This is a genomic window from Rhizobium sp. R634 (assembly GCF_002211305.1).
GTDB lineage: Bacteria > Pseudomonadota > Alphaproteobacteria > Rhizobiales > Rhizobiaceae > Rhizobium.
Window position 1 is genome coordinate 542,290 of record NZ_LOKW01000012.1, and the last position, 17,065, is coordinate 559,354.

Consider the following 17,065-nt stretch of genomic DNA (forward strand, 5'->3'; position numbering starts at 1 on the left):
TGGCGGCAGCCGGATGAGGGGCAGGCGCGGCGAACAAACAGCCGACCGAAGGGCAAATCGAGAAAGACATGACCATGCAAGCAGATTTCGTCATCATCGGCTCGGGCTCGGCGGGCTCCGCCCTCGCCTACCGCCTCTCCGAAGACGGCAAGAACTCCGTCATCGTCATCGAGGCGGGCGGCAGCGACTTCGGGCCGTTCATTCAGATGCCGGCGGCCCTTGCCTGGCCGATGAGCATGAAGCGCTATAATTGGGGTTATCTCTCCGAGCCGGAACCCCACCTGAACGATCGGCGCATCACCGCGCCGCGCGGCAAGGTGATCGGCGGCTCCTCCTCGATCAACGGCATGGTCTATGTGCGCGGCCATGCGGAGGACTTCAACCGCTGGGAGGAGCTCGGGGCCAGCGGCTGGGCCTATGCCGACGTTCTCCCCTATTTCAAGCGGATGGAACATTCGCATGGCGGCGAGGAAGGCTGGCGCGGCACCGAGGGGCCGCTGCATGTCCAGCGCGGCGGCTTCACCAATCCGCTGTTTCGCGCCTTCATCGAGGCCGGCAAGCAGGCGGGTTTCGAGACGACGGAGGATTATAACGGCAGCAAGCAGGAAGGCTTCGGGCTGATGGAGCAGACCATCTTTTCCGGCCGCCGCTGGTCTGCCGCCAACGCCTATCTGAAACCGGCGTTGAAGCGGAAGAATGTAGAGATCGTCTACGGCTTCGCGCGCAAGGTGATGATCGAGAACGGCCGGGCGACGGGCGTCGAGATCGACCGCGGCGGCAGGATCGAGGTGGTGAAGGCGAACCGCGAGGTGATCGTTTCAGCCTCCTCGTTCAATTCGCCGAAGCTTTTGATGCTCTCGGGCATCGGGCCGGCCGAGCATCTGAAGGAGATGGGCATCGAGGTTAAGGCCGACCGGCCGGGTGTCGGGGCCAATCTGCAGGACCATATGGAATTCTATTTCCAGCAGATCAGCACCAAACCGGTGTCGCTCTATTCCTGGCTGCCGTGGTTCTGGCAGGGGGTGGCGGGCGCACAATGGCTGCTCTCGAAGGGCGGGCTCGGCGCCTCCAACCAGTTCGAGGCCTGCGCCTTCCTGCGCTCGGCACCGGGGCTGAAGCAGCCCGATATCCAGTATCATTTCCTGCCGGTGGCAATCAGCTATGACGGCAAGGCGGCGGCCAAAAGCCACGGCTTCCAGGTCCATGTCGGCTACAATCTGTCGAAATCGCGCGGCAGCGTGACGCTGCGCTCGCCCGATCCGAAGGCCGAGCCGGTGCTGCGCTTCAACTATATGAGCCATCCAGAAGACTGGGAGAAATTCCGCCACTGCGTGCGGCTGACCCGCGAGATCTTCGGGCAGAGCGCCTTCGACAATTATCGCGGGCCGGAAATCCAGCCGGGAGAAGGCGTACAAAGCGACGAACAAATCGACGCCTTCCTGCGTGAGCATCTGGAAAGCGCCTATCACCCTTGCGGCACCTGCAAGATGGGCGCCAAGGACGATCCGATGGCCGTGGTCGATCCGCAGACGCGGGTGATCGGCGTCGAGGCTTTGCGCGTCGCCGACAGCTCGATCTTCCCGCACGTCACCTACGGCAACCTGAACGGTCCCTCGATCATGACAGGCGAGAAAGCGGCCGATCATATCCTCGGCAAGCAGCCGCTGGCGCGCTCGAACCAGGAGCCATGGATCAATCCGCGCGCGGCGGTCAGCGATCGGTAAGTGATCGGGGCTTCAGAGGAATCCGATCCAGCGTCCGGCGACCACGGCGGCGATCCAGATCGCCGCCGAAAGCGCCGCAGCAAGACGCAGGCCCGGGCGGACGATTCCAATCGAGATCGCCGTTTTCCACCCTCGCCCGAGGTGAACCGTCAATAGGTTGAGCAGCCCCAGTCCGATCAGGCCAAGCTTGGCGAGGAAGGCCGGGTTTTGGACATATTCCACCGCTCGCACGCTGAAGAGGCAGAAGCCCGTCAAAATGGCCGCGGCGAGACCGATGCCGGCGGCGCGGGACAGGAACGGGGCGATGATTTCAACCGGCACCTTGCGAAAGAAGCCGGCAAGCCTGAGATCGAGCGGCAGAATGGCGCCGACGAGAAGGCCGATCGCCAGAATATGCGCGGCATTGACGAACATGTAGAACGTCGCGGAGCGGCGGAGCGCCACTGCAAGTGCCGTTGCCTGCAGCCATTCGAGAGCGTCCATATCGGCCGGTCAGTTCGTCCGGACGCGGTCCGGATAGATATCATAGCGTTTCTCGCCGATGGTAATGCGCACGGCCTTCATCCGCTTCTCCTTCGGATCCTGCGAACGGTTTCCGAGCGCCACGACCTGGTCGCCAGGCTTTGCGACGCCCTCTACGAAACCGGAGCGTTCGGTCTGGCGCGGATTGCCGAGTTCGACCCGCCACACGCCGTCATCTGCGGTCGCGACATCGAGTGTGGGATGCGGCCCGCCCATGGTTATCGTCTGGATGGTGCCGCGAAGCTCGATCTGATCCGCCTCGGCCCACGACCAGCCGTGATGAGCGGCCGCACCCGTCGCAAGCGCAACGGTCATCCCGGCTGCCGCGAACAAACGTTTCATTGAATGTGTGGACATTGATGTTCTCCCTTCCCGAATGGACAGGCAGGTGGAGCATCACGGGGCCAAGAAAAGGCGTTTCACCAAATCTTGAAGGAAAAGGGCGTGAGGCTGCCGCTCAGGCCAGCAGCCGCGTGACCTCGGCGGTGCGGGCCGGCCGGGCGGCGTCGGCGATGGTCGTCGAAAACAGCACCTTGCGGGTGGCATCGGCCACCTTGGCGAAGACGTGACGGATCTGGCAGCTCTGTTCGCCGTCGCAATCGTCGCACTTTCGATAAGCGGTAATCGACAGGCAGGGAAGCGGAGCGATCGGGCCGTCGATGATGCGCAGGATTTCCCCGAAGGTGATGGCATCGGCAGGCTTCAGAAGAAGATAGCCACCCTGCTTGCCGCGACGGCTGACGACGATGCCGTGATGTTTCAGGTCGAGGAGGATCTGTTCGAGAAACTTCTTCGGGATCTTTTGCTGCGCCGCGATATCGGAAATCATCACTGGTTCGTCGGCATCGGCATCAGCCAAGACCGTGAGCGCACGCAGCGCATATTTCGCCTTTTGCGTAATCATCTTCGACCGTCAACACACACAGGCGGCGCGAATCTTCGCACCACTTCAGGAATACTTTCATCTCTATTGCACAGCCAGCATGAACGGAATTTGAACGCGCCGGAGAAAGCCTTGAGAGACAAGCGTTTTGGCCTTGTTTTTCGCTCTTGGCCAAGCTCAAGTAATTTATGCCAAAACCGGGCGTTCTGCACGTTTTTCGGCATCAATTCAGATTTCCGATTGACAGGCCGCGTGTAACTCTACTATTTCTGTAGACATTAAGGCGGCTGGCGCGGATTTGGTCCGCGGGCGGCTGCTTTTCTGCATTGCGGCAGCTTCGGAGAGATATTTGCTCTTCCGGCCGCAGCTTTCGAAATCCCTTTTTCTGTCCGATCCATGCTTGAGCTGCGATACTCCGGTCAACTAAGGACAGGATTCTCATGACTGTTACAAATCCAACTGCAGAAGCCGAGGCGCTGAACGACAAGCTGGCAGGCCTCGACCTCGCCGGACGTCTGTCGCTGGTTGCCGGCCTCGGCGGCCGCGTGGTGTTCACCACCTCTCTCGGCATCGAAGACCAGGTCATCACTGCCGAAATCGGCACGCACCGCCTGCCGATCGATGTCGCCACGCTGCAGACCGGCCGGCTGTTTCCCGAGACGCTTTCGCTGATCGATGAGACGGAAAGCCAGTACGATATCCATATCATTCGCTACGAGCCGGAGCAGGCCGATATCGATGCCTATGCGGCGAAATACGGCATGAACGGTTTCTACGAAAGTGTCGAAGCCAGGCATGCCTGTTGTGGCGTGCGCAAGCTGAAGCCGCTTGCGCGGGCGCTGACGGGTGCCACGATCTGGATCACCGGGCTGCGCCGCGGCCAGTCGGCCAATCGCGCCGAGACGCCTTTCGCCGAATATGACGCCGAGCGCCACCTTCTGAAGGTCAACCCGCTCGCCGACTGGGATATCGACAGGATCAATGCCTTCGTTGCCGACAACAGCGTCCCAATCAACCCTATGCACGCCCGCGGCTACCCCTCGATCGGCTGCGAGCCTTGCACGCGCGCCATCAAGCCGGGCGAGCCTGAACGCGCCGGCCGCTGGTGGTGGGAGCAGGACGAAAAGCGCGAATGCGGCCTGCATGTCGCCGAAGAGGCCGCGGCAGTCGCCGCACAGCAATGACACGTCTGGAGTTTAAAATGCCCGATACCCGTCAGGATACGGAACTGACCAATCCGCAGAGCGCCAAGCCGCCGCTCGACCCGCATCTGAAGGCGCTGGAAAACGAAGCGATCCACATCTTCCGCGAAGTTGCCGCCGAATTCGAGCGTCCGGTGATGCTCTATTCGATCGGCAAGGATTCCTCCGTGCTGCTGCATCTCGCGCGCAAGGCCTTCTATCCCGGCCGCGTGCCTTTCCCCCTGCTTCACGTCAACACCGGCTGGAAGTTCGCGGAAATGATCACCTTCCGCGACGAGATCGTGAAGAAATACGATCTCGATCTGATCGAGCACATCAATCCGCGCGGCGCGGCCGAAAACATCACGCCGTTCACCTACGGCTCGGCACGCTACACCGACATCATGAAGACGGAAGCGCTGCGCAATGCGCTCGATGCCGGCCAGTATGACGCGGCCTTCGGCGGCGCGCGGCGCGACGAGGAAGCCTCCCGCGCCAAGGAACGCATCTATTCCTTCCGCACGCCCGACCATCGCTGGGATCCGCGCAACCAGCGCCCCGAGCTGTGGAACGTCTATAACGGCCAGATCCGCAAGGGCGAAAGCGTGCGCGTCTTCCCGCTGTCGAACTGGACCGAAGTTGATATCTGGCGCTACATCCAGGCCGAAGAGATCCCGATCGTGCCGCTCTATTTCGCGGCCAAGCGCCCCTATGTCGAGCGCGACGGCATGATGATCGCGGCCTCCGACCCACGCCTCGAGCTCTTGCCCGGCGAAACCAAGCAGGAAGATTCCATCCGCTTCCGCACGCTCGGCTGCTTCCCCCTGACGGGCGCCATCCGCTCGACCGCCACCACTCTTGAAGACATCATCGCGGAGCTGGAAATCGCTACGGTTTCCGAGCGCCAGGGCCGCGCCATCGACCGCGACCAGTCCGGTTCCATGGAAAAGAAGAAGCGTGAAGGATATTTCTGAGATGACTGCAGCCGTTCCCGCAAACGTCGTCGCCGTGCCCGCCGCCGAGCCCCTGAAGGCCCAGCGCGACTCGCGCCCGTTGCGCCTCATCACCTGCGGCAGCGTCGATGACGGCAAGTCCACGCTGATCGGCCGCCTGCTCTGGGACACCAAGGCAGTCAAGGAAGATCAGGCGGCGACGCTTCGCCGCGACTCCACCGGCAAGCAGAACGATCTCGGCCTTCCCGACTTCGCGCTGCTGCTCGACGGCCTGCAGGCCGAGCGCGAACAGGGCATCACCATCGATGTCGCCTATCGCTACTTCTCGACCGACAAGCGCTCCTTCATCGTCGCCGACACGCCCGGCCACGAACAATACACCCGTAACATGGCGACCGGAGCTTCCACCGCCGATCTCGCCGTGCTCCTGGTCGATGCCCGCGCCGGCATCCTCGAGCAGACGCGCCGTCATGCGACGATCGCCTCGCTGCTCGGCATCAAGCAGTTCGTGCTCGCGGTCAACAAGATCGACCTGACGAATTACGACCGCGCCGGTTTCGACAAGATCACCCACGAGTTCAAGGAATTCGCGCTGTCGCTCGGCGTCAAGCAGATCACCGCGATCCCGATGTCGGCGCTGAAGGGCGAAAACGTCGTCTATTCCGGCCAGGCCGCCATGCCCTGGTATAACGGCCCGACGCTGGTCGAGACGCTCGAGCATGCGACCGTCCGCTCCGGCCAGACGACCGGCTTCCGCCTCTCCGTCCAGCGCGTCTCGCGTCCGGGCGAAAGCTTCCGCGGCTATCAGGGCACGGTTGCCGGCGGCTCGGTAAAGCCGGGCGACAGTGTCATGATCCTGCCGTCGGGCATGGTCGCAAACGTCACCAAGATCGTCACCTTCGACCTGGTGCGCAATGCCGCCGTTGCCGGCGATGCGATCACGCTCGTGCTCGACCGTCAGGTGGATGTGGCGCGCGGCGACATGATCGTTTCGATCGACAGCCAGCCGCAGACCGGCCTCGCCTTCGACGCGCAGGTCGTCGCCCTGCAGCCGGAAGGCATCGAAGCCGGCAAGCGTTACTGGCTGAAGAGCGGTTCGCGCCGCCAGCGCGTTCAGGTGGAGCCCGTCAGCCAGCTCGAGCTGAAGACAGGCACGTGGAATTCCGCCCAGCGGCTTTACATGAACGCCATCGGCAAGGTGCGCCTCGTTTTCGACGAAGCCGCGATCTTCGATCCCTACGAACAGAACCGCGCCACCGGCTCGTTCATCCTGATCGATCCTGAGACAAATAACACCATCGCCGGCGGCATGGTGACCGGCAAGCGCACGGAACTCGGCGGGCTGCACAACGGCGAAGGCCGCGTCATCCTCTCGCTGCCGGCCGATCTTGCCGAACAGATCATGGCCAGCGAACTCTTCGCCAGCCGCAGCCATGAGGCCGAGGTGCGCCGCATGACGGCAGCCGAGGCCGCCGAACTCTGGTCGAGCGCTGCAAGCGATATCTGATAAGAGATAAGGGGCCAGCAAGGCTGGCCTCTTATGCGAGGCCGAACCCGCCGGCTGCAGGGCTAGCGGGCTCCTTCGAGCGACGGGAGGCGATCGGAACCTGGGACCTTGCCATGCTGCTTGACGCGAATTGGCGGGTCACTCAGCTCAATTTTCTGTGCCGACCTCTACGGCCGCTAAAAATATCAGAGTTTGCAGAAAACGGGCTTCTTCAGTTCACGATTCGCTGTTGCCGCTTGCCCGCGGGCCAATATGAGCCCATTTTAGATTGGATCCTGGCGGTGCGGTTAGACGAGAGGTCAGGCCTGCAACGCTCAATCTCGACCTCGAAGCACTGACGTGGCGCCTTTTCTCGACTGATCCCGAGCGAGGAGGTTGTCCATGTCCACGCGCTATGTCGACCATCCGCTACAACCGGGCGACCGGGTGCCGAACGTTGAGTTCGATGCAATCTCGTGCGAGGGGAAGATCGCACTTGATGATTTTCGTGGCCGCAGTCCGTTGTTGATCGGTTTGTTTCGAGGCCTGCATTGTCCGTTCTGCCGGCGCCATGTCGCGGCCATGGCATATCTCAACCCGATGCTGCGTGAGAAAGGCGTCCAATCCCTGGCTGTTGTAAACACGCCGGTCGAACGCGCGCGCCTCTATTTCCGTTACCATCCAATACCCGATCTTCTTGCTGCTTCCGACCCGGTGAAGGCTTCGCACCAGGCTTTCGGATTACGCGAGGTCGGGATCGACGCGGTCATGGCGATACGGATCGATCTTCCGGGCGAGTTGCCCGAACCCATGAACCCGATGGCAATGGACGAATTCATTAACAAGAAGGAAGGATATCAAATTACGGAGGCCGATCAGCAGATGATGACTGCCGACCACGGGCAGCTTGTCGGTCAGTTCCTGATAGACCGGGAGGGCATCGTGCGCTGGAGCTTCACTGAAGTTCTGGAGGCCGGGCTCCAGACATACAAGGCACCGAACTCCCAGGAATTGATGTCGGTCGCTTCCCAAATCGCACTTTAAGCTGTCATTGTCATGGACGCAGTCCGTCGGGGCTTTTGCGGTAGAACACGCGACATCACCCGGCTATAAAGCTCATGCAGCGTGGCCATTTTAGCGGTAATCCATGCCCAATTCTCCCGAATCCTCAGGTGATAGCATTAGCGGTTCGAGTTCGGATCGCAATCAGCGCCCGGATTCGACAGCGCCGGCGGCCGCCTCGGCTTCGCCGAGAACGACCCAACGGGACGGGCCGCAGCCGCCGAATGGCGCCTTCGGCCAGACCAGGCAGGCCGCCAGAACTCTATTGCGTGCGATACGCCAGGATGTGCAGGCAAGCTCTGCCGTAGCAAAGATCAAGACGGCCGCGTTGTTTTGCGGGACGAAGCTCAGAAGGTCGATACGACCTGGAATGGCGTCGGCTCCGCTGACAGGGGTGGCGACTGCTTTGGCCCGGGCGGCGCGCCGTATTCGCGATCGGCGTTCAAAGCCGCGTGAAAGTCGACAGAGCGCATCATTCATTGCCGGATGGCGGAAATTCGCTTTGGGATTCGTCTTTCTTGTCTGCCTCATCGTCGGGAGCGTACTGGTGTGGGCGCTGAAAGACGTGCCCTGGAGTGAGATCCGGGATGGAACGTTGAAGCCGGTCGTCGTGCTGGAAACCGCCGACGGCGCGCCGCTGGTAAGACAGGGACCTTATCAAGGACCATATGCTCGTTACGAGCAGTTTCCGCCGCATCTGATCGATGCCGTCCTTTCCATCGAGGATCGCCGGTTCATGGATCATTTCGGCATCGACCCCAGGGGCATCGGCAGGGCGCTTCTGCGCAACCTGGAGGCTGGCTCGGTGGTGGAGGGTGGCAGCACGATCACCCAGCAACTGATCAAGCTGCAATATCTCGACAGCGACCGAACCATAAAACGAAAGATCCAGGAGGTCGTGATCGCATTCTGGCTGGAGTGGAAGCTCGGCAAGGCGGAAATCCTGACGCGCTATCTCAACAGCGTCTATCTTGGCGCGGGCGCCACCGGCATGCCTGCCGCCGCGCGCATCTATTTCAACAAGGATATCGGCGCCCTCAACCTGCCGGAGTCGGCGATGCTGGCGGGATTGCTGCGGGCGCCGAGCCAATGGAATCCCATCGACAATTTCGAAGGCGCGCGGCAGCGCACCATGGTCGTTCTCGACGCGATGGCGGCCAATGGCAAGATCACCGCGCCGGAGGCGGCGGAGGCCAAGACGAGCTTTGCCAGGCTGCACCCGACGACGCCCACGCCGCGCTCCGGAAGCTGGTTTGCCGACTGGATTTCGTCGCAGGCAAGCGAAATCGCCGGCTCCTCGCCGGGTTCGACGACGGTGCGCACCACGCTGGTGCCGCAGTTGCAGCAGAGCGCCGAACGGATCGTGAAAAAAGCCCTGGACGGTGAGGGAAAGACGGTCGGCGCATCGCAGGCCGCGTTGGTTGCGATGACACCCGATGGCGCGGTCGTCGCGATGGTTGGCGGGCGCGACTATAAGGCCAGCCAGTTCAACCGCGCCGTCACTGCGATGCGCCAGCCGGGTTCCACCTTTAAGCTGTTCGTCTATTACGCAGCCTTGAAGGCTGGGCTCACTCTGTCCGACCGGGTTCTGGACGCACCGATCGACATCGACGGCTGGTCGCCGGAAAATTCCGGTGGCAGCTATCGCGGTTGGGTCACACTTGCCGAGGCGTTCGCGCGATCGCTCAATGCCGCGTCCGTGGCGCTTGCCCAAGAGGTCGGCCTGGACAATGTGATTGCCGCAGCGCGTGAACTCGGCATCGATGCGCCCATGGCCAACACGCCGTCCCTGGCGCTCGGCACCTCCGAGGTCAATCTGCTCAACCTCACCAGCGCCTATGCCTCCGTCCAACTCGGCAGGGCACCCGTCAAGCCCTGGGGCATCATCGACTTCCAGGCCGGGGGGCAGCCCAAGACGTTTCGCGTCGGCGCACAGTCAAAGCCGAATGTCGACCTTTCACCCTATCAGTCCGATCTCCTCGGCCTCCTGCAGTTGGTGATCGAGCGTGGCACCGGACGGGGCGCGGATCCCGGCACGTTTGCGGCCGGAAAGACCGGGACGAGCCAGGACAATCGTGATGCCTGGTTCGTCGGCTTCACGGACACGCTCGTCGTCGGCGTCTGGGTTGGCAATGATGACGACGCGCCGATGAAGGGAGTGACGGGCGGCACCCTGCCAGCGCATATCTGGCGGGACTTCATGCGCGAGGCGACGGGCGAAGCAACGCTGAACGGCGTGCGATCGGCCGAAGCCGCAGATGATGATCAAGGCGCACCGCAGTCCTGCAACATCACCGCCTGCTCGCGCAGTTACCGCTCCTTCCGGCCATCCGATTGTACCTATCAGCCCTATTCCGGCGGCCGACGGCTCTGCGAGAAGTGATGTGGTCGGCGCAGATCGAGCGCCCGCCACCCTCACGATAGCAATGCCGTCGAACGCCTGTTCGGCCGCTAGCCCTCAATTCGCACGCGTTTGGCGGTCGGATCGCCATCGGCTGCCGACTTGAACCGGAGCGACGGCCGAATGCCACTTATCCATAAAGTGGCATTATCTTATGCATTTTGGTCACCTACAGCCATAAATCCTGTTTCGATAGAGTGCCCGCTGTCGAAGCAGGGCGATCGGCATGGAACCCCTCGCCCTGCTTTGTAAAGACGCCTGCCGCTCCGGTCGGCGGCTAGCGACAGGGAAAGGATGAAAGCCATGTCTAAAGACAACAAGCCGTTGATCGCGGTAACAGGTGCAACGAGCAAACAGGGGCGCAGCGTCGTTGCGTCACTTCTTGGAAGCCAGCGATTCCGAGTCCGTGCCTTCACCCGCAGAAAGGATTCGCCAGAAGCCTTGCGTCTCGAGAAGCTCGGCGCCGAGATCGTGACGATCCCGCTCGAACTCGGCCGTCAGAACGATCTCGTTGCTGCCTTCAAGGGCGCGGACGGCGCGTTTTTGATGACGCCGCCAATCGTCCCGCCGGAGACAATCGAGGCGCCTCTCGGGCGGCAATTGGCGGATGCGGCCGTGGAAGCCGGCGTCAAGCACATTGTTTTCAGCACGCTTGAGAATGTCGACAAGATCACCGGCGGGACGAAATATGCGCCGCACTTCACCGACAAGGCACGGGTTGCAGATTACATTCGCGGCCTGCCGGTCTCGCATTCCTTCATCATGCTGGCATTCTTCTACACCAATCTTCTCGAATATTATGCCCCGCGCATGGAAGGCGACACCCTGCTCCTGCCGATTTATCTTCCTGAAGATTTCGCCGCACCTTTCGTCGATCCGCTGACCGCGACCGGGCCTGTTGTCCTGGAGATCTTCTCACACCCCGAGCGCTATAACGGCAAAACGCTGCCGGTGGTCGGCGATATCATTTCGCCGCGGCAGATGGTCGAAACATTTCAACGCGTGACCGGCCGCAAGGCCGAATATCGGAATGCTTTCACCAGGGACGGGCTGCTCGCCTATTTTCCGGAGTTTGCCGCCAACGAACTCTTCGTTCGAGAGCTTCTCGGGATGGTCGAATATGCTGTCGAGTACGGCTATTTCGGCAAGGAGCACGATCTCGAATGGAGCCGTCGCCTGGCGCCGGAGACGTTCAACTGGGAGCAGTTTCTGCGGACGTCGGGCTGGCGCGGCGACAAGCGGTCTTTCGGAGGCTAAAGCCCGTCTCGCAATAGCGGCATGATTGAAAACAGAGACTTACGATGGCCGGATTCCCGGCAGCTTGGCGACCTCGGCGGCAAGAAAGTCGACGAGGAGGCGAACGCGGGCAATGGCGGCACGCTCCGGCACGATCAGCAAGCTCACCGGAACCGGCGAAGGCCGATAGTCCCCGAGCACCACCTCGAGCCGGCCATCATCCAGAAGATCGTGAACCAGCCAGAGATGGGTCGAGCCGATGCCGCGTCCGGCGGCAAGGGCTTCGCGCGCCGCAAGCCCGTGGTCGACGCGCAGCCGGCCGCTGACCGGAACGACCAGACTTGTGCCATCGGAAGCGGAAAGAAGGAGTTGATTGCTGCCTGCCACATTGGACATCACGATGGTTTCGTAGCGTGACAGATCGGCCGGACGCTCCGGCCGTCCCCGGACGGACAGATAAGCCGGAGCGCCGACCAGCAGCCGCTGGCTCTCGCCGACTGCATGAAGTTTCATCGAGCTGTCGGCGAGCGGTCCAAGACGCAGCGCCACGTCAACGCCTTCGCGAACCAGGTCGATACGCTCGTCCGTCAGATTGAGGTCGACGCGGATATCCGGATGCCTGTCCTGGAAGTCAAAGATCATGCGCGTGACATGCATGACGCCAAGCGCTGCCGTGCAGGAAAGGCGAACCGCGCCAGCCGGCGCCTGACGTGCAGCTCTGGCTTCTTCAGCCGCCTGTTCGACCAGGCGCAATATCTGAAGGCAGTTGGTATAATAGCGACTGCCTTCTTCCGTCAGGGTGACGCGGCGCGTGGTGCGGCTGAGGAGGGCCACGCCGACAGTCTCCTCGAGTTCATTGAGGTGCCGCGTCACGGTGGATTGGCCGATGCCCAGTTCCTTTGCAACCATTGACAGGTTGCCGCGCTCGGCGACGCGAACGAAGGTGCGCATCCTGTCGAAAAACAGTCCCGTCTTATCCATTGTTCAGCACGGCGATCTTCATTGCGCTCATATACGGAATAATCCTGACCGTGCCTAGCAACAAGGCTCGGCTCCACGTCTGTTGCCGCGATGTCTGGCCAATTACCGCGTCGAACCCCGCGGAATAATGGTAAAGCCTAAGTCGGCCTTGTCTGCGTCCAGCGGCTCCTCGCGGATGGCGTGCAGCAGCATGTCGGCGACGCGGTAGCCGATATCGTAGCGCGGGATATGCACAGAGGTCAGAGATGGCTCGACGAAGGGCGAGAATTCCAGGTCGTTGAAGCCGCAGATGCCGATATCCTCCGGCACGCGGATGCCGCGCTCCTTGCATTCGATGAGGACGCCGAGCGCCAGTTCGTCGCTCTGGGCAAAGACGGCATCGATCTCAGGCACACGCTCCAACAGGCGGGAAAACAGCTCCCTGCCGAGGCCGGTGCGGCTCGCGGCATCCCCGCCGATGACGAGGTCGGGATCGAAACATCCGGCTTCCCGCATTACGGCCTCATAGCCTTCAATGCGACGTCGCGAGCGGACATCGGCGCCGCGGCCCATGAAGGCGATCTTCCTATAGCCCCTCGACAGCAGAAAACGGGTGGGTTCGGCGCCTGCCGTATAATGATCGAGGCCGACGACCAGGCTTTGCGGCTCCTGGCTGAGATCGGTGATATGGGCGATGGGACAGGCGGCGCTGTCAATCAGCGAGAGAAGGTCCCGATAGGATTCGGCGCCGGCGATGATAACGCCGGCCGGCTTCTGCGTCAGGAAGGATTTCAGCAGGCCAGCCTCTCCCTCGACGTGGTGTAGCGTACTGGAATATTGCACCGTGAACTCGGTGTTGCGGAAGCGGTCCTCGATACCGACCATCAGGCCGGTGAAGCCATACTGGTGCAAGGCGGGCGTGATGACGCCGACGATGCCGTTGTGGCGGCCAGCGAGTGCCCGGGCGGCGAGATTGGGGATATAACCCATCTCCTCCACCGTGCGCAGGATGACCTCGCGCAGATCCTCGGAAACGATTTCAGGATTGCGAAGCGCGCGCGAAATGGTGATGGGACTGACGCCCACCTTCTTCGCCACATCGCTGAGCTTCACATGCGCCCCGCGCCTGGGCTTACGCCCCGGCTCACCTGCCTTTACCATCACGCCTCATAAGCCGCCGCGAGACTCGCCTGCCCTCGATTCGCAGTCCCTTACTTTCTGAAGAAGAAATAATTTAGAGTCTACTAACATTTTATATTCGCACCGCCGTCGGGAAATATAACTTTCATCAAGAGCAGCCGTTCCGTCCGTCGGAAAATTACGCGAGCTTGAGACGATCGGATCACCGCCCAAGGCGTAAGTCCGTTTTATTTTTGGAAGAAACCGCCGGGATCGCGATTCAGGCGCAAACTGCGTCGGGAGATTCCGTGCCTGAGCGACCGAACCAGAAGCATCGGGAAGAAAGATTAAACTCCAGTAATGTCTTACAAATCGGCAATATAAACATGATCAATATTTAATTTGCAAATCATCCTGACGGGATCATATGAATCTTCAGCGCGAATTCTTCTATTCCCTCCCCGTCGCCACACCGCCTCGACGACAGCGCGTTCCGAACAGAGGAATTGGCGCCCATACGCCATCCGACGCCAGGTCCATGACATGGAACCACGACGCCATAAAAAGCCAACGCTCTCGCAAGGGACCCTCACCATGTCACATATTCTCAGCAAACATCGCGCCGCAGCGCTTGTCGGCGCCGCCGTCATCGCCGGCGCGGCATGCCTGCCTTTCGCCATCAACTCGTCCAGCGCCTTTGCCGCGCCTTCGGATACCGGCGGGATTCTTGCCGCCAGCGGTTCCTTCGCCTCCATCGTCGACGCGGACAAGCCTGCCGTCGTCACCGTCACCACGACGATGAAGGCGACCGATGTCAGCGCCGATCAGGAATCGCCGATGGACGAGCAGTTCCGCCAGTTCTTCGAAGACCAGGGCATCCCGCTGCCGCACCCGGCGCCGCAACACCGAGGTTCAGAACATGCGATGGCGCTCGGCTCCGGCTTCATCATCAGCTCCGACGGGGTGATCGTCACCAACAATCATGTCATCGACAATGCCGTCGACATCAAGGTGACGCTGGACGACGGCACGGAGCTTCCGGCCAAACTCATCGGCACCGACCCGAAATCCGACATCGCCGTGTTGAAGATCCAGGCGGGCAAGCCGCTTCAAACCATTGCCTGGGGCGATTCCGACAAGCTGAAGCTCGGCGACCAGATCCTTGCGATCGGCAACCCCTTCGGCATCGGCACCACGGTTACGGCCGGCATCGTCTCCGCACGTGGCCGCGACCTGCATAGCGGACCCTATGACGATTTCATCCAGATCGACGCGCCGATCAACCATGGCAACTCAGGCGGACCGCTCGTCGATCGCGAGGGCAATGTCGTCGGCATCAACACCGCCATCTACTCGCCGAACGGCGGCAGCGTCGGCGTCGGCTTCGCCATTCCTTCCGACGAGGCCAAGGCGATCGTCGCCAAGCTGCAGAAGGACGGCTCGATCGATCACGGCTATCTCGGCGTGCAGATCCAGCCGGTGACGAAGGATGTCGCCGATGCCGTCGGCCTCGCCAAGATCGGCGGCGCGCTGGTTGCCGCCGTCACCGCCGATACACCGGCGGCACGGGCCGGCCTGAAGTCCGGCGACATCATAACCGCCGTCGGCAGCGAAACGGTGAAGACGCCGAAAGACCTGTCGCGCCTCGTCGCCGACCTTTCGCCGGGCGCCAAGGAATCCGTCAGTGTCTGGCGCGACGGCAAGACGATCGATCTCGCCGTCACCGTCGGCGGCAATGAGAACACCCAGAAACAGGCCGCAGCCGAGAGCCCCGGCAGCGAGAGCCAGAGCGCCGGCCAGCCGAGCCTCGGCATCGGTCTCGCCGACCTGACGCCCGATGTGCGCCAGCAGCTCGACCTGCCGCGCTCCGTCAGCGGCGCAGTGGTCGCCAACGTCAATCCCGACAAGGCGGCCGCCGCCGCCGGCATCCAGTCGGGCGACGTCATCGTCTCCGTGAACGACAAATCGGTCCACAACGCCCGCGACGTCAAGGCCGCGGTCGCGGAAGCCGGCAAGGCCGGCCGCAAGTCCGTGCTGCTGCTCATCGAACGCGACGGCAACAAGACCTTCGTCGCCGTGCCGTTCGCGGCAAGCTAGAGCGTAGGGATCTGAAAGATCGCGACGCGCGTTAGACCGCATGATCCTGGATAAGGAAAAGCCTGCGGAAGCGGGCTTTTCCGCCGGCGGCAAGCGTTAATGTCATGCCCGCCGTCGGAGTGCGGAATGTCCAGCCTCGGTGCAGAAAGAGTGCGCTTCTGTCCAAGAAAATGACAGAGGAACAGGCGTTGCACCGTTGCCTGACATCCTCACCCAAACGTCGCTGCACAATCTCTGGCTGAATTAACCCTACCAGCTTACCTTAATATCAGCATCCGCTTGAATACCGCGCCCCCTGTGCCATCGTAGCCTTGCGATAATCATTCTGGTCCTCAAGAGCGCAACGCCACCGGGACCACCGCTCGAACCTTCCCGAGAAGGCGAGCTTCTGCGCATGGCTCAGCAATTCAAACGGAGGGTATGCCATGAACAACGTATTGGAATTTCGCGCTAAACGCCCGCAAGCCGACACTCCGTCCGATTGCCGGGAAGCGCTTGAAGCAGCCGTGATGAAGATCGTCAGCGACGCCGTCAGCGAGGGGTATTCGCCTGCAGAAGCGGCCATGGTGGTTGCCGATATCGCCGACGACTACATTCTCATGCTGTCGCGTCAGCCACGCCACTGATGCGCATTCCAGCCCGCATCTCCACGCTGCGATGAGGCATTGGAAGACCGCGCGGCGCGCTGCGGGGGCAAGCAGTGGCACAGGAGAGGAAACCTGTCACGCGATCCGGCGGCTCAAACGCCAAATGCAGCCGGAGTTTCAGTCGAGAGACCAAGGACGACACCATTCGGGCAGTCGCCCACAGTGCTCGCAAGCCGCGCTGCCCCCGAGACACCGCTCAACCTAACGCCACCTTGGTTGCCGCGGCGGAGCATTGGCCTGAATCTCATGAAGCGGCGCCCGATGGCCCAGCAGTTTCTTCAGCTTCTTCTCTTCCGCCGGACCGATCCCGAACTTGCGGCAATGCTCCGCAACATCGTGCTCGCGTGGGCCGGGAATACGAACTTGACGATTGTTCATGGTCTTCATGGCTATTCCTCCTGGAAGGAGAACCATCAGGCCGCCGATTTGTTCGTTAGCGATGTCTAAAATTTAAGACCCGGTGTTTCAGTTCGGGCGAAGAAGAAGATGCCTTCAATACCGAGAAACGGCATCAAGCGTCGACGCCAGCCCGTTTCACTGCCAATTTCCAGCGGAAACGAAAAACCCCGCCGAAGCGGGGTTTCTAGCTGGTCGGAGTGGAGTGATTCGAACACTCGACCCCCACGTCCCGAACGTGGTGCGCTACCAGACTGCGCTACACTCCGTGACCAGCGGCGCTTCTATAGAACAGCCTATCTGGTTGCACAAGCACCTAATTCCAAAAATTCGATGGAATTTTTGACAAGGGCGTGACAGGCCACGAAGGGTGGCTACTGCTGCAAAAAGACACACCC

Annotated in this window: 15 protein-coding genes and 1 tRNA gene; 9 read left to right on the plus strand and 7 right to left on the minus strand. The window is 61.6% G+C overall.

Annotated features, from left to right (window positions below):
- The first annotated feature begins 74 nt into the window (after positions 1-74).
- Positions 75-1,724: a choline dehydrogenase gene (gene betA, locus ATY77_RS16820; protein ID WP_088688252.1), complete on the plus strand. Its 1,650-nt coding sequence runs from the start codon at positions 75-77 to the stop codon at positions 1,722-1,724.
- Between the two features lie 12 nt (positions 1,725-1,736).
- Here betA and ATY77_RS16825 read toward each other — a convergent pair whose 3' ends face one another.
- The 3 genes from ATY77_RS16825 to ATY77_RS16835 all read right to left on the minus strand — a co-directional run bounded on the left by ATY77_RS16825 (position 1,737) and on the right by ATY77_RS16835 (position 3,150).
- Positions 1,737-2,207 carry a DUF6644 family protein gene (locus ATY77_RS16825; RefSeq protein ID WP_088688205.1) on the minus strand — a complete coding sequence of 157 codons (471 nt, stop codon included), beginning with the start codon at positions 2,205-2,207 and terminating at the stop codon, positions 1,737-1,739.
- Between the two features lie 9 nt (positions 2,208-2,216).
- The gene (locus tag ATY77_RS16830; protein ID WP_088688206.1) at positions 2,217-2,603 is read right to left on the minus strand and encodes a DUF6152 family protein; all 387 of its coding nucleotides are present in this window, start codon (positions 2,601-2,603) and stop codon (positions 2,217-2,219) included.
- 100 nt (positions 2,604-2,703) lie between these two features.
- Entirely contained in the window at positions 2,704-3,150 is a 447-nt protein-coding gene (locus ATY77_RS16835) for an Rrf2 family transcriptional regulator (protein ID WP_088678377.1), read from the minus strand.
- Between the two features lie 419 nt (positions 3,151-3,569).
- Between ATY77_RS16835 and ATY77_RS16840 the strand changes: the two genes are divergently transcribed.
- The 6 genes from ATY77_RS16840 to ATY77_RS16865 all read left to right on the plus strand — a co-directional run bounded on the left by ATY77_RS16840 (position 3,570) and on the right by ATY77_RS16865 (position 11,469).
- On the plus strand, positions 3,570-4,313 hold the full coding sequence (locus ATY77_RS16840) for a phosphoadenylyl-sulfate reductase (RefSeq protein ID WP_088678378.1): 744 nt from the start codon (positions 3,570-3,572) through the stop codon (positions 4,311-4,313).
- Positions 4,314-4,330: 17 nt separating this feature from the next.
- Positions 4,331-5,284 (plus strand): sulfate adenylyltransferase subunit CysD, encoded by a 954-nt coding sequence (gene cysD / locus ATY77_RS16845; RefSeq protein ID WP_088688207.1) that lies wholly within the window; start codon positions 4,331-4,333, stop codon positions 5,282-5,284.
- A gap of 1 nt (position 5,285) precedes the next feature.
- Positions 5,286-6,770, plus strand: coding sequence for a sulfate adenylyltransferase subunit CysN (gene cysN / locus ATY77_RS16850; RefSeq protein WP_088688208.1), 1,485 nt, complete (start codon positions 5,286-5,288; stop codon positions 6,768-6,770).
- Positions 6,771-7,151: 381 nt separating this feature from the next.
- The gene (locus ATY77_RS16855) at positions 7,152-7,793 is read left to right on the plus strand and encodes a peroxiredoxin-like family protein (RefSeq protein WP_088688209.1); all 642 of its coding nucleotides are present in this window, start codon (positions 7,152-7,154) and stop codon (positions 7,791-7,793) included.
- 103 nt (positions 7,794-7,896) lie between these two features.
- Entirely contained in the window at positions 7,897-10,194 is a 2,298-nt protein-coding gene (locus ATY77_RS16860) for a PBP1A family penicillin-binding protein (RefSeq protein WP_088688210.1), read from the plus strand.
- 321 nt (positions 10,195-10,515) lie between these two features.
- Positions 10,516-11,469 carry an NmrA/HSCARG family protein gene (locus ATY77_RS16865; protein ID WP_088688253.1) on the plus strand — a complete coding sequence of 318 codons (954 nt, stop codon included), beginning with the start codon at positions 10,516-10,518 and terminating at the stop codon, positions 11,467-11,469.
- A 39-nt stretch (positions 11,470-11,508) separates the two neighbouring features.
- Here ATY77_RS16865 and ATY77_RS16870 read toward each other — a convergent pair whose 3' ends face one another.
- Together ATY77_RS16870 and ATY77_RS16875 are read right to left on the minus strand one after the other, a co-directional pair.
- On the minus strand, positions 11,509-12,429 hold the full coding sequence (locus tag ATY77_RS16870; RefSeq protein ID WP_088688211.1) for a LysR family transcriptional regulator: 921 nt from the start codon (positions 12,427-12,429) through the stop codon (positions 11,509-11,511).
- A 102-nt stretch (positions 12,430-12,531) separates the two neighbouring features.
- A complete protein-coding gene (locus ATY77_RS16875; protein WP_088688212.1) occupies positions 12,532-13,569 on the minus strand; it encodes a LacI family DNA-binding transcriptional regulator in 1,038 nt (345 codons plus the stop codon).
- Between the two features lie 552 nt (positions 13,570-14,121).
- On the opposite strand from ATY77_RS16875, the gene ATY77_RS16880 reads away from it, so the two are divergent.
- Positions 14,122-15,624, plus strand: coding sequence for a DegQ family serine endoprotease (locus ATY77_RS16880; RefSeq protein WP_088688213.1), 1,503 nt, complete (start codon positions 14,122-14,124; stop codon positions 15,622-15,624).
- A gap of 425 nt (positions 15,625-16,049) precedes the next feature.
- Positions 16,050-16,250: a hypothetical protein gene (locus ATY77_RS16885; protein ID WP_088688214.1), complete on the plus strand. Its 201-nt coding sequence runs from the start codon at positions 16,050-16,052 to the stop codon at positions 16,248-16,250.
- 222 nt (positions 16,251-16,472) lie between these two features.
- On the opposite strand, the gene ATY77_RS16890 is transcribed toward ATY77_RS16885, so the two are convergent.
- Positions 16,473-16,658 carry a hypothetical protein gene (locus ATY77_RS16890; protein WP_088678387.1) on the minus strand — a complete coding sequence of 62 codons (186 nt, stop codon included), beginning with the start codon at positions 16,656-16,658 and terminating at the stop codon, positions 16,473-16,475.
- Between the two features lie 201 nt (positions 16,659-16,859).
- A tRNA-Pro gene (locus ATY77_RS16895) sits at positions 16,860-16,936 on the minus strand.
- Between the last annotated feature and the right edge of the window lie 129 nt (positions 16,937-17,065).